Source organism: Lentibacillus kapialis (genome assembly GCF_014646635.1).
Lineage (GTDB): Bacteria > Bacillota > Bacilli > Bacillales > Amphibacillaceae > Lentibacillus > Lentibacillus kapialis.
Window position 1 is genome coordinate 1 of record NZ_BMNQ01000007.1, and the last position, 14,032, is coordinate 14,032.

Genomic DNA, 14,032 nt, shown 5'->3' on the forward strand with positions numbered 1-14,032 from the left:
TACCAAAGGTTGGGCTCTTTTTCATTTATTTCAATTTCACTTTTTGGGTGATCAGTATCAATGCTCAAAAGTGCCGTCATAACGGAATCACTGAAGGATATGACGTGAAGCTATGAATAATTCAGGTTATACTGTTAATATTCACCTTTAATTTACCAAAAGACATCCTTTTTAATCTGGCAATAATTATTCCTATTGTTATATTTTTAAATGTAGTATTTCCTCATAAGGATAAAGGTGGAAGGAAAAAAGAGTACATCACAGCAATTTTATTTTTTCTAATTTTTGGTACTCTTACTTTTATCTTTGATTTGCCTAAGAAACTTTATTTCTTTTTTGGGATTACGGCTGTTTCCTTTATTATACTTTATGAATTATTTAATTTGATAAATGATAAAGAGAATACGGCATAAAAAGTACTGGAATCGGGCGCGCTAATCGAATAGGTGCGTCCTTCTGAATAGGGCCATTATATGGAATAACTGTTGGTTCTATAATGTTAAATAAAAGGGTTGATTTGCATACGGTATACTAACTATGTGTTATTATAAAGAAAATTAAGACCCGCATTGAAGAGCGAGATTGGCGTTTGATGGAAACATTGATTGAGATTCAGGAAACAAAAACTTTATACAGACGCAAAGCAAGATCACGGTTCTTCCATCGGCTTTTAAAAAGTGAATTTAGGGATTCCTAAAAAATTCGAAATGATATAGATAAGCTTCCGAATGGAATGATTATCCGTTAAAAACATCACAATAAAGGTGATCTAAAATGTTTGAATATGAATTTTTACAATCATATAAAAAAGCAAATGAAGGAGAACTTATAGGGAGATACACTGATAGTAATTTCGTTAATCCAAGTGTTAAACGAAAAAGGTTACAGGAAATCCTAAGAAAATATGAGCTGGAAGAGCCTTTTTCGGGATATGAAGATACTATTTCGATCAATACATGGTATGTGGAAATAAACAAGCAATATTTAGAAGTACAAAAGGAATTGTTGAAAACGTTTACCGATGCCAGTAAACAAAAAAGAAAAAAGATTTAAAGGAAACTCGCAAAAATCTTACTTCAACACAATTAGAATCGATGAAGCTTATGAAAGAAGGTGATTTATTCTCGGAATTATTGGATATTGAAAATCCTTATGATGGAGCTGGATTTAAAGAAAACCTTCGATCACAAAAATATGAAGCAAATGAATTTATACATAGGATTCAAAGTCTTATAGATGGAGAAATAACCCAAATAGACAATAAGAGAATGCAAATTTTAAGTTTAACACTTTCTGTACTGGCAATAATTATTGCTATTTTTAGTGTGTAGTGGTAAAAATGCGAAATGCGAGATCAGATCTTAGTCTATAAACTTGATAGTTTAAGGCGTGGCTGTTCCACGATAATAAAGCTCTTTGATTAGGAAAAGTTGTTTGCTTTGAAATAAAGTTCTATAACTCAAACCTGTTGCCAGGTTACCGCAATCGGGCGCCATTCCGGAAGAAGGATTAATAAAAAAACAATACCAATTTGCCAAAGAGAACAAGACAACACCAATTGGACTGTTTGAGTTTGGTTTATAGACAGTTCAGTTTGATGAGCCGATTGAAGTGAAAGGGGTAGTTTAACATGCGACAGATCAGGATATTTACAATTATATTGATATCACTACTGTTATTGGTTAGTTGTAGTAATGATTCAAATGAAGATACTTCTGGTTCAGATAAAACTGGAGTAAATGAACAAACAGAAAAAAAGAATGATAAAGAGGCTGTTAATGTACATAATCAAACAGAGAAGGGGTCTGAAAACAATACCTTTTTAGAAACTCTGCCAGAGGTTCCAACTGATACTGCAGGTTTCATTCATCAAAAGCAAGGAAGATATGCGTCAAAGGATCTTAAAAACGATAAAGTAGAAAAGAAAGTTATTAAAGAGTTAAAAAGATTGGAACCTCTTTCAAAAAATGCAAGTGATGAACAATTAAATAATTATTTTCAATACTTTTATAAGCTAGTTTCGCATGATTTTCCAAACCCGAAAGATTTAATTAAAAAATGGCAATTTCTTAACTTTGACAATCCGGAATTGCCTGATTCACGGTTTCAATTTAAACAAAACTATAACATTGAAATAATATTGGATTCGAGTGGGAGTATGGCAGCTATTTCTGGCGGAAAAACCCGTATGGAGTTAGCAAACGAATCCATTAATAAATTTTTATCAAACGTACCTGAAAAAGCAAACGTATCATTGCGTGTCTATGGCCATAAAGGAACTGGTGCTGAATCGGATAAGAACATGTCCTGTAGTGCGATAGAACAAGTATATGGTTTTGCTCCATATAATAAGAAAAAGTTTCAAAAGGCATTGAATAAATTTGAACCTAAGGGTTGGACTCCCATCGCTTCAGCTCTAAAACAATCTATGAAATCCATGAAGGAATTTGATTCTAAGAATAATACAAACCTAATCTATCTAGTTAGCGATGGCGTTGGAACTTGCGGTGGAGATCCAGTTAAAGTTGCAAAATCGTTTTCTAAGTCTAATGCTAAACCAATTATTAATATTATTGGTTTTCAAACTGATGCAAAGGCCCAGAAACAATTAGAAAAAATGGCAGAGGCATCAAATGGAATTTATACAACGGTGAATAATCAAGATGAGTTAGAAGATGAATTCAATAATGCTCAGGAAATATTAGATGCTTGGGAGGAATGGAAGCAACAGGCTATGTCTGAAGCTGAAAGTGCTGCACCTTCACACAGCGTTGACATTATGAATCATATAGGAGATTGGACCAGTCTAAATTTATCTCAGTGGAGTCATCTCTATAGAGTGATTAACATAGCTCACCAAGAAGAAATTATTACAACTGAGCAAATGGAAAAGCTTCAGGAAAAGGCCAAAAAAGTAGAGGATGATGTAAAAAAATCAGTATCCGAGATTAAACAGGATTTAGAGGATATCAGTATGGAAACGATTAAAGAGATAAAAAGGAAAATAAACAAAAAATATAATAAACAAACCAGGAATTAGATTGTGAGATCTAATTTTAAAACATCAGGTCCCTGTTTGTTTTTATCAGGTTTAAATAATGTCATAAATAAAAATACGTTCAGTAATATAATTAAGCTTTAATACTATCTGATATCGGAAACGACTGTTCTCCAATCGGGCGCGATTATCTAATAACTACTTAGGAAGGAAAGGGATTTATAATGGAATGGCAAACATGTCCCCGATGTCACAGCCATCGAGTGGGGATACGGAGAGATCGCATGGGATGCTTTGGTTTTTTATTTACGCTTGGCATTGCCTTTGTCGGGTCTTTCCTTGTTAGGCAAATGCCGTTAGCCGGTTTTGAATTGTTTTTGGGGCCCATTGTTTTTATCGTCATAATTGTAATGTGGGTTCGATACCGAAACAAGAAATCTACATATCTTTTTTGTAAGGATTGCGAATTAATCTTTCAACCGTCTCAAGATGGGAATAATCAATCATCATCAAACCTATAACATAGACCATAAATTGTGCCGCTATAGGGCGCGCTAATTGAGCAATTGCGTACTTCTGAATCGGGCCAGATGGCTTTTATTCTATTAGTTCATAAGAGGGGTGGTTTGGTGAAATTTGCTTGGATTGCTTGGTGGATCGTAAATGCTTTTTGGTTGGCCTTTTTTTCAGCAGGATCGATTTTTTTAGCACAAAGAGACGTAGATGCGACCGGTGCTATTCAAACTCCGGAAATCATTATGTTAAATATTTTGGTTTTAGCATTACCTTTTTTGATCCCTTTGCTCATTCAAATTGGGTGGCTAGTTGCAATGCTGGTTATTAAAAACAAAAGAAATAAAGAAATGACCGTTCAGGGATAGGGCGCGATTATCGTATAATGTGCAGGATTGGACTATTATGTTGAAGTTATAAGTAATTCAGTTTAAGCAGAGGAAAAGGGGGGATTTTGACATTAGAAGGAATTATGTAAATGATGCATTCACATGATATAATGGTGTTAGTAAATACGAGGCGGTGTTTAAAATGAGTGTTAATCGTGAAGAGCTAAAACAGCTAATTGACAATATTCACGAAGAAGATGCAGCAGAAGTATATGATTTTATTGGTTATCTAAACATGAAACGGGAAAGAGAAGCCATTGATCAATTTGATTTAGACCTGTTTACCAGGGATAAGGAACTCATCCGCCAAGTACAGAAAAGTCAAGAAGATCGTACAAATGGACGTATTTACAATCAAGAGCAGGGACTAAAATATCTTCAGAGTAAAATTAGGGAGTTTGAAAGTGAACAAAACTTATAATGTCTATTGGTCACAAACTGCCCTTGATGAATTGAGTAATATACTTGCATATCCCTCAGAAGTTAAAGAACGCATTTATCTAGATACTTTTGAACGTCTATCATATATGCCCATTTTAACTGCTAAACAATACCCAATGGGATTTTAAAAAGCTACTGGGTAAGACTTGGTCTATATCAAGTCATGTTAGTATTTGAAGTTAGTGAGGAAGAAGGCGTTGTTTGGATTGATGGCATTAAACATAAGAGAGAAAATGTTTATTGGAAGAAAAAGTAATAAATTTACAAATCCCCCCCTATTTAGGGGGTTCTTTATTAAAGATAGTCATCAAAAATAAAGGAGATTTGACGATGTTCAATCTTCATCAATCGGGCGCAGTTGCAGAATAAATTTGTCCATCGGTCGGGCAGATAGTTGAAGAACAGCTACCCAAAAATCAGTGAAAAAATGTAAATATTTTAAATGCGAAAGTGTATTCATGCATGGAAAGGAGAGGATTAAAAACGGGGATCATCACTGATGAAATAATGCGATGATGTTCCGGATGTATCTTACTGTGTTATAATAAGAGTAATAATTAAACGTAAACTTTGAGGTGAGGAATGATGAGACCTTTAAGCAAAAATGTCAAAGAAGAGCTCGTGAATGCCATGAATGATCAAAATTCAGCAATGTTTGTTGTTGATGGAAAACTAATCTCTTTAGAGGCACATGATACATCTACCATGAATGTGGAGCCCGATAATTTGGAACAAGAAATCCAAGAGTATCCGGAATTAAAGAAATCACTGCAACGTTTTCTTGACAATCCGGATATGAGACGATATACCGCGGAAGAGTTAAAGGTATCACGGCATGACAGAAGATAACCGGGAGTTTTCAGTTCATTTTACGGAAGAGTTTAATAAATGCTTGGATCAAATCCAAGCATTTTTTTCGGGACAAGGGGAAGATGTGCTTGAATGGTGGTTTTCTAAAGAAGATAACATGATTGATGAAATCGATCGGCTGTTATCTTCTTTTCCATATGCCGGAAAGATGGTCGAGCAGGGGCCTTTTAAAGGTTTCCGTTGCCTTACATACGGAAAAAGCCGTCATCGAATGTTAAATTATTTGATTTTTTATACAGTTTACGAAAGTGATTGCGAGATTGATGTCATTAATATTTTACCCGCACGTTCAAAGCGGAAAAGAAAGAAATAATTCCCGTATAGGGAACCTTTCTACAATAAGCGAAGGTGCTTTTTCTTCCTTTAGTAAAGGGACGCAATAGTAACTAAGGACAAATTCAAGGAATAAATCAAGTAGAATTTTAAGGATGGTCTTTTATATATGTCAGTGATTTGGCTGAACCAATGAGAAAATAAAATTATTCATCAATCGGGCGCAAATCTGGAATAGTGTGCTCCCGATATTGCTTTAAAGGGACATATTGTAGGATAGGATTAATGAAGGTGGTGGGTATGGATATTCTTTTGCTTCTTATTTCCTATGTTCTGTTATATATCATAGGTTCTGCCTTTTATGTTGGTGTACTCTTGATGTCTTTCCAAGTTTTAGGATGGATATTTAATAAGAATGAGGATAAATGGAACTCATTTTTCAAATTTGGAAAAGGTATAGGATTTTATTTTATAATGCTCTTTCCCTATTTGGTAATGCTTGTTGTAATGTTTTTGGCAAGTAAAGTTTGGTTTGAACTTATTGATTTTGAATATAGCGTTTTTGGCTCTTTATGTGTGGTTATATTGCTAACGGTTGTTATGATTTTTGCATTCCCTAAACTCAGAGATATTGTAAATAACAAGTTACAGGGAAACCATTAAATTGTGAGTAAGAACTGAAATGTTGTTTAAGCAATAGGTCACATTTCTGGAACAAAGACTTGCGCCCTGTATTGCAGAATTGAGCCAGATTGTTGGATAAATATCGGAATATTTCATTGGCGGAATTGAAAATTTAGAGAGTCGATCACTCTCCATTATTTCGTAGGATTAAGGTTCACGATTCTTACTTAAATGTACATCTCATCTTTATCTTATCTTTACATCAGTATGATAGTTTTATGGAGAACCTTTTAAATTTGTGAGGGAAAACAATGCAAAAACGAATTTTAATTGTGGAAGATGAAGACATTTTACGTGAAGTCGTTAAAGATTATTTATTAGATGCAGGATATGAAGTATTAGAAGCAGTAGATGGAAATGAAGCTTTAACTATTTTTGAAGAACATGACATACATTTAATTATTCTGGATATTATGTTGCCGGAGTTAGATGGATGGTCCATTTGCAGAAAAATACGCAAAACTTCCAATGTGGCGATTATTATGTTGACAGCACGTGCGGATGAAGATGATACACTGCTAGGTTTTGAATTAGGTGCTGATGATTATGTCACAAAGCCATACAGTCCGCCAATTTTGCTGGCCAGAGTAAAACGATTAATTGATAGCCGCTATGCCCGGGCAGGTAAGTTACCTGATGAAGATACTTTAATCAGTAAGGGTATCCGTGTCCACTTCCCTACACGAACAGTGAAAGTAGATGGGGAAAGTATCACTTTGACATACACGGAGTTTGAAATATTAACCTATTTAATGCAAAATCAAGGGATTATTATTACAAGGGAACAACTTATCACTAAAGTATGGGGCTATGAATTTGATGGTGATGATCGCACAATCAATAGCCACATCCGTAATCTGCGGTATAAGTTAGGCACTAAAGCAAATTGTATTGTCACGGTTATTCGAGCTGGCTATAAATTTGAGGGAATAACATGAAAAAAGGCATTGTATTAAAATTATTTTTGCTGACAATATTATTGTGCATGCTCATTTTAGCAACGATTTATATTGGACAAACTGTATTTTTTAAGCAATATTATGCAACCCAAAAGGTAAATGACATTAAAACGAGTATTGAATCTTTTAAGAAGGAATACCTGAAGGCCGGGGAAAATGTACAGGCAATTAAAAGGCTGGAGCAGGACTTCTACCAGGAACATTCGACGTGGATTACAACGTTGAATAGTGCAGGAAATATTAAATACACAGATGATTTTTCTGTGAAAATTCATTCAGATGCTTCTCTGAATAAGAACCTCGCTAATCGTGATATTACCATCCCTTTGTACAGTTTTATCGGTTTAGAAGATTTAGAAAGGGTCAAGTTTAATTTAGGACAGGGCAAGCGTATTATGATTGATGGGGTAATGAAAGATGATACAGTAGTTCCTGCCATTTTAACCAATCGGAACAGGAATTTAGGATTAGAGAATACGCTGCTTTCGGAAGAGTTATATGGAAACATAACTGAAACAGAACCCTCTCCAGCAGGAGGCTTGCAGATATATTTAACGGGAAAAATTAAGAAATTACAATTACCCGCAGGATCCGTACGTTCAACTATTTACACTAATCGTGTATTTATCGAACAAATCAAACAATTTCAGGCAAACCTGCTATTTAAAGATAATTATAATGGCCATGCGAAAACAATGGACTATGAGCAAAATGATATTAACTACAAAATATTAATCAGACCGATTAAAGATGCGAATGGTGAAACATCTTACATTTTTGCTATGACATCATTACAGCCAATTGATGAAGCTGTACAAATGCTAGAAGATTATTATGTTTACTTAATTATATTTGTACTGCTCCTGATTGTTCTGGCATCCTTTTATTATTCAAAAAAAATCGCCAAACCATTGCTACAAATAAACGATACGACAAGCAAGATTGCCGATTTGGATTTTTCCGAGACAATACCTGTCAGGTCAAAAGATGAAATTGGTGCGTTATCACACAATATTAATAGACTCTCTACCACGCTGCATTCGCATATTAACCAATTGCAGGAGGATATCGAGAAGGAAAAACAACTGGAACATACACGTAAAGAATTTATTTCCGGTGTATCACATGAATTAAAGACACCTTTGAGTATATTGAAGAGCTGTATCTCCATTTTAGAAGATGGTGTCGCTAAGGATAAAAAAGATTATTATTTTAACGCAATGGCAAAAGAAGTCGATAAGATGGATATGCTCATTGTTGATATGCTCGAATTGGCAAAATTTGAATCCGGCACGTACAAAATGGAAATGGATGTCTTCTATATTGATCAGGTTATCGAGCATATTTGCGAACAATTAGCTTTAGACATCGCTAATAAACAATTACATGTTCATAAACACCTATCCGGGACAAAGGTTGTTGCAAATCAGCATCGGATTGAACAAGTGATTACGAACTTTATTACCAATGCGATTCGTTACACACCGAAAAATAAAAACATTTGGATTTCCACGATAGAAGAGCAGGATCGTGTAAAAGTAAGTGTGGAAAATAACGGGGCTCCTATCGCAGAAGAACATTTAGAGAAAATATGGGATCGCTTTTATCGTGGTGATACGTCTCGCGGTCGTTCGGAAGGAAGTACGGGCTTAGGGCTTGCTATTTCAAAAAATATTTTAGAACTTCATGGTGTGGCGTATGGTGTAACAAATACGGAATATGGCGTGTTGTTTTACTTCTATTTGAATAAAAAAGAGTAGACTCTAAAAAAACGTTATAAAAATTGAATTTATGATTTAAAAGCCATCTGTTCATGGGGATATTGAACGGATGGCTTTTTATACGTATTACAGAATTTAGACCACATGAATTCTTCAATTCGTAACACATTTTGTGATTCTTTAATTGATCTTTATTTCAACTTCACCCGATCTTTAACCCTATCTTTTAACCTTTGTACTGAAAGGGATCTTTTGGTTTCTTTAGGATCATATTTTATTGAGATCATTATAAAAAGGGGGGATCTACACCTTGAGCTCTCAGCCATGATCCAAGTTTGTGAAATATCTATTTTGCGAGGAGTAGGGAAAACCAGAAAGCCTTAATCAACATGTAGGAGGTATCTATTGATATGAAGAAAAAGATATTTCTTAGTTTGTTTATGGTCATTCTTGCTGTATCTACTACAGCCTGTGGAGATCAACAAAATGAAAAGGCAAACGTAAATCAAGGTGAAAATCAAAATGAAGATCAAAACGATTCTTCGCATGAGAAAAGTCAGGATTTATCGTATTACGATAACGACTTGTTTTATGGAGATTCCATTTTTAAAGGGCTATCCGATGTGTTGGATGGTGACCATGTGATCAGCAGTGCGGGGGCAACCACTCAATTTGCCATGGAAAATGTCGATAAAATTGTAGACCAAGCACCTGAAAGCATCTATATTCTGTTGGGATCGGATGATCTTCTCATGCCTGTTGACCACCCTGTTGAACATTCGATGAAGTTTTACAAGAAATTCATAGAAAAAATAAAAAAGAAATTGCCGGATACGCAGATTCATGTTTTATCGGTAACACCAGTGACCCAAGCTGCTTTAAAGAAAGAACCGCGTTATAAAAATATCCCGAAATATAATAAAGGGCTTCAAAAGATGGCATCACAGGTAAAGGTCGATTACATTGATTTATCTCCACTATTTGAAAAGCACCAGAATTTACATGTTAAGGATGGTGTCCATTTGAAGTCGAGGTTTTATTCTCTTTTACTAAGCTATATCCAAAAACAATAAAGGGAGGCGTATCATCATGGGGCATAAACAACCAATGGTTAACAACCTTCCCGGAGAGATAAAAGGTCGTTATATGCCGGGACTAGATGGAATAAGAGCAATTGCTGTATGTGCAGTGATTGCTTTCCATTTTGGTTTCGCATGGGTACCTGGCGGATTTTTGGGTGTTGGCGTATTTTTTGTTTTATCCGGGTACTTGATTACGGACATTTTGATGAGGCAATGGAAAAACAAAGGAAAAATCGACCTAAAAGATTTTTGGCTGCAGCCGTGCCCGTCGCCTACTGCCGGGATTGTTTTTTTTATTAATCGTGGTAGGAGGATGGATGGTCATCTTTCACTTTTCCCGATTTGTCGATATTTGGGGGCATTGGTTGGCTTCGTTTCTTTATATGTCGAATTGGTGGTACATTATCACGGATGTCGGTTATTTTGCCCAATTCGGTCAACCTTCCCCTTTGTTACATCTTTGGTCTCTGGCTGTAGAGGAGCAGTTTTATCTATTTTGGCCATTTTTCCTTATATTAGGGATCACCTTAATGCCAAAGCGTAAGTGGTTAATTGGGACGATTGTTCTTCTGGCCTTTGCTTCTGTCCTTGATATGGCTCTTCTTCACCAACCGGGATTAATGGATACAAGCCGGATTTATTACGGTACCGATACGCGTGCGTTTTCCTTATTGATTGGGGCAGTACTTGCATTCTGCTTGCCCAGCGAAAAAATGGCTGGAGAGGTTTTTGATACCAAATGTTTGAGAATAACCTTCGAAACAGTGGGGACAGCCGGTCTTGTCATCCTATTTTGGATGTTTTGGCAGATTAATCAATACGATACGTTTCTCTACCGTGGTGGAATGGTTATTCAATGTTTGGCTACTGTTGCAGTAATTAGCGCTGCGGTTCACCCGTCAACTTGGATCAGTCGTATTCTGGGCTTCAGGCCACTACGTTGGTTAGGCGTTCGCTCATATGGCATTTATCTATGGCATTACCCTGTGATTGTGTTGACTTTCTCATCTGCAACAGCGGATGGGCAGTCTTTATTTCGCATAATTATACAAATTGCAGCCGTTCTTCTGATTGCTTCGGTTTCCTGGAAGTTTATTGAAAAACCTGTCCGTTATAAAGTGAAAGGAGGTACATGGAGAAAGAAGGGACGCACCAGTGACTTAACAGGTGTGTTTGAAAAGCAATAACGAATTTAATCTGACAGCTTAGAATCTCCATTCGCAGATACTATAAGGATTGTGAATTTATTGATTAAGAATCGTTGTCTGATATCCATTTACATCCGGGATATTGGGCGACGGTCTTTTTTTTTTACCAAACGTAATTAGGTTCTCTTAAAAGCTTTCATTTAAAAATTATATCTACCTAAACACCTCTTTTAAATTCTTTAATTGGTATTCATATCAACTTTATCTCATCTTTATTTTTGCCGATTAATCTATGCATAGTGAAATAAATCATAGATGAGAAGGGATGGTTAACACAATGACATCAAGGCGGGTTGGTGGGAGAAGCCATACGAAAAGGAACGTCGTTATCAGTTTGGCTGCCCTATTGGCTATTGCCTTTCTACTATATTATTTCGTTGGAAATTCTGCTTCTTCATCCAAAGAAGGTATACACGAAACAACAATTGTGAAAAAGGAGATTCAAAGTAATTCCGAAAACGAAACAAACAAATCATCAACTGAATCAAAAACATCTAAAGAAAAAATCGTTTATTTAACCTTCGATGATGGTCCTTCTACTGATACTGATGAGATTCTTGCTGCCTTACGAAACTATCATGCTAAAGCGACGTTTTTTATGCTGGAACCTCACATGAAAGAACGCCCTGAGGCAGTGAAACGGATAGTCAGAAAAGGTCACGGAATAGGTTTACACGGTGTAACACATGACCTGGAACAGTTTTACCGTTCAAAACAAACGGTTCTTCAGGAAATGAATAAAGCTCAAAAAACACTGGTAAACATCACAGGTTTCCATTCTAATCTGGTCCGTGTTCCTTATGGCAGCGTGCCTTATTTAATTCAGCCTTTTAGAAAAGCCTTAAAATCCCATGGCTACAAAATATGGGATTGGAATATTGACAGCGATGATTGGGACCTTTCGGGCAAGGAGTATGTCACCAACACGATTCATCAAATTCAAAAAAAAGAAAAGAGAGGAATCCGATCGATTGTGTTACTTCATGACAGTTCAAATACAGCAAAATATTTACCGGAATTGTTGGATTGGCTGACAAACCATGGTTTTCAGATGAAAAAAATTGATACCTCCGTTCCGGTGATGCATTTCAAATGTTATGACCGATGCCACCGAATAAAAATGTAATCAACCAAAATTGATCAAGGTCGATAAAATATAGAAAGAAGGATAACGATGAAAAAAAATATGTTAATAATTATGTTAATTTCATTTTTTGTAATACTGCTTACTGCTTGTGGTAGCGATGATCCCAATACTAGCAGCAACAACGATGAGAATACTGCTCAAAACAATAAAGGGGATGATGTTTATAAGGTAGTCATTGACCCGGGACATGGCGGAAAAGATAAGGGTGCTACAAGTGCTAGTGGCCGGTATGAAAAAGAATTTACCTTAAGCCTCAGTAAAGAGGTAGAAAAGATGTTAAAACAAGCCCCTAACATGAAGGTTTATATGACAAGGAATGATGATAATTTTCTTTCCCAGACAAGCCGATATAGACCCAAATACGCCAATAGGCTTTATGCGGACATATTTATATCTCTTCATGGAAATACTTTCTCCAACCCAGATGTATCAGGAACGGAAACATTTTATTATCATGATGACTCCCGTCTCTTGGCCGAAACAATGCAAAAACATGTGGTCGATGCAACTGGATTTTCAGATCGTGGGATAAACAAGAAAGATTTATTTGTTGTAAGGGATACGAACATGCCAGCCGTGTTGATTGAAGTGGGTTTTTTAACGAACCCCCAGGCTGAATCTAAAATGTATACAGACAAATTTCAAAAAAGCGTAGCCGCATCTATTGTGGATGGGATTAAAGAATACCGATCGGAGTCAAAAGAACAGGGTATTGGAGATTGGCTCTTTTAGGATCAGTGATCTGAATAAAACTACTTATAAATATGAAAATGGAATGATAGCTTTATCCAGTGTATATAATTGTTTTCGTTTCCTTTTATAAAAGGAAACGAAAACAAATCAATAAGTCTCAGGAAAATATACATATATGGAAAACAAAAAAAGCAAACTTCTATTGCTGTAACTAAAATTACTGAAGTTGATTTTCATTAAACGGGCGCTTTTCCGGAGTAAGGATCTGCACCTCTTAAGCATTAGAGCCAGTTTGTCGATTAAGAATAATTTAGAAACCAGTGGTTAAAATATCCGATAAATATATGTACTAATTAGGGGTGTAGTAAATGGCGCAGTACCAATCGGATATTTTAAATAAAATAAGATCTATGGTTGAGGAGGTAGCGCAATCTCAAATAGAGTATTGGAAATCATTTTCAAGCTTTGATTCATGGCAATTTTGGATACTAATGTTAATGTCAGTTGTGCCTCTTATTGTATTGTTTATTTTTATAGATAAACGTAAGATGTTACTTCTTGGTTTTTATGGACTCAATATTCATGTCTGGATGTTTTACGTGGATGTTATTGCTCGCAGCTTTGGTCTGTGGGACTACCCTTATGAACTTATTCCCATTTTACCAAGTTTCTCTTTAGATGGTTCATTAATACCAGTGGCTTATATGTTGTTATATCAATGGACGTTAAATAATAAGAAGAATTTTTACCTATATTCCTTATTATTATCAGCAATTTATACCTTTGGAGTAAAAGCAATTATGCACTTTTTTCATTTTTTTCATATGCATGATGGAATGAACTATGTTTATTTATTCTTTGTTTATGTAATAGTCTTTATTGTTTCTAAACTTATTACAAACTTGTTTCTTTGGTTGCAGCAAAAGGAAATTAAAGAAGAGAATCATTAAATTAACGGGCGCGATTGTTGAATAATTTAAAAAAAGAATGGGTCCAGGACAAAAGTAATAAATCAAAGAAAAAATCCGAACGATGATTTAAAACACCTCAAGTT

At 35.5% G+C, this 14,032-nt stretch carries 15 protein-coding genes and 1 pseudogene; all 16 read left to right on the forward strand.

The window, feature by feature from the left end; genetic code table 11:
• Positions 1-774 precede the first annotated feature (774 nt).
• The gene (locus tag IEW67_RS04500; RefSeq protein WP_188631872.1) at positions 775-1,053 is read left to right on the forward strand and encodes a hypothetical protein; all 279 of its coding nucleotides are present in this window, start codon (positions 775-777) and stop codon (positions 1,051-1,053) included.
• A gap of 50 nt (positions 1,054-1,103) precedes the next feature.
• Positions 1,104-1,331, forward strand: coding sequence for a hypothetical protein (locus IEW67_RS04505; RefSeq protein WP_188631873.1), 228 nt, complete (start codon positions 1,104-1,106; stop codon positions 1,329-1,331).
• A 299-nt stretch (positions 1,332-1,630) separates the two neighbouring features.
• A complete protein-coding gene (locus IEW67_RS04510; RefSeq protein ID WP_188631874.1) occupies positions 1,631-3,040 on the forward strand; it encodes a VWA domain-containing protein in 1,410 nt (469 codons plus the stop codon).
• A gap of 587 nt (positions 3,041-3,627) precedes the next feature.
• Positions 3,628-3,879: a DUF3923 family protein gene (locus IEW67_RS04515; RefSeq protein WP_188631875.1), complete on the forward strand. Its 252-nt coding sequence runs from the start codon at positions 3,628-3,630 to the stop codon at positions 3,877-3,879.
• A gap of 163 nt (positions 3,880-4,042) precedes the next feature.
• Positions 4,043-4,321, forward strand: a complete 279-nt coding sequence (locus IEW67_RS04520) for a hypothetical protein (protein ID WP_010529332.1) — start codon at positions 4,043-4,045, stop codon at positions 4,319-4,321.
• Positions 4,322-4,923: 602 nt separating this feature from the next.
• Positions 4,924-5,190, forward strand: a complete 267-nt coding sequence (locus IEW67_RS04525) for a hypothetical protein (RefSeq protein ID WP_188631876.1) — start codon at positions 4,924-4,926, stop codon at positions 5,188-5,190.
• A gap of 43 nt (positions 5,191-5,233) precedes the next feature.
• On the forward strand, positions 5,234-5,524 hold the full coding sequence (locus IEW67_RS04530; protein WP_188631877.1) for a type II toxin-antitoxin system RelE/ParE family toxin: 291 nt from the start codon (positions 5,234-5,236) through the stop codon (positions 5,522-5,524).
• 245 nt (positions 5,525-5,769) lie between these two features.
• A complete protein-coding gene (locus IEW67_RS04535) occupies positions 5,770-6,147 on the forward strand; it encodes a hypothetical protein (RefSeq protein WP_188631878.1) in 378 nt (125 codons plus the stop codon).
• A 272-nt stretch (positions 6,148-6,419) separates the two neighbouring features.
• Complete coding sequence (locus IEW67_RS04540) at positions 6,420-7,106, forward strand: response regulator transcription factor (RefSeq protein WP_188631879.1); 687 nt, start codon at positions 6,420-6,422, stop codon at positions 7,104-7,106.
• Positions 7,103-8,887, forward strand: a complete 1,785-nt coding sequence (locus IEW67_RS04545; protein WP_188631880.1) for a sensor histidine kinase — start codon at positions 7,103-7,105, stop codon at positions 8,885-8,887. The genes IEW67_RS04540 and IEW67_RS04545 overlap by 4 nt, the downstream gene beginning before the upstream one ends.
• Positions 8,888-9,258: 371 nt before the next feature.
• Complete coding sequence (locus tag IEW67_RS04550) at positions 9,259-9,921, forward strand: GDSL-type esterase/lipase family protein (protein WP_188631881.1); 663 nt, start codon at positions 9,259-9,261, stop codon at positions 9,919-9,921.
• A 73-nt stretch (positions 9,922-9,994) separates the two neighbouring features.
• A pseudogene (locus tag IEW67_RS18460) lies at positions 9,995-10,174 on the forward strand (acyltransferase family protein); the annotation flags it as partial.
• A gap of 73 nt (positions 10,175-10,247) precedes the next feature.
• Positions 10,248-11,117, forward strand: coding sequence for an acyltransferase family protein (locus IEW67_RS04555; RefSeq protein WP_229671678.1), 870 nt, complete (start codon positions 10,248-10,250; stop codon positions 11,115-11,117).
• A gap of 298 nt (positions 11,118-11,415) precedes the next feature.
• Complete coding sequence (locus IEW67_RS04560; protein WP_188631883.1) at positions 11,416-12,264, forward strand: polysaccharide deacetylase family protein; 849 nt, start codon at positions 11,416-11,418, stop codon at positions 12,262-12,264.
• A gap of 48 nt (positions 12,265-12,312) precedes the next feature.
• Entirely contained in the window at positions 12,313-13,017 is a 705-nt protein-coding gene (locus IEW67_RS04565; RefSeq protein ID WP_188631884.1) for an N-acetylmuramoyl-L-alanine amidase family protein, read from the forward strand.
• 329 nt (positions 13,018-13,346) lie between these two features.
• Positions 13,347-13,928: a CBO0543 family protein gene (locus IEW67_RS04570; protein WP_188631885.1), complete on the forward strand. Its 582-nt coding sequence runs from the start codon at positions 13,347-13,349 to the stop codon at positions 13,926-13,928.
• Positions 13,929-14,032: the final 104 nt, after the last annotated feature.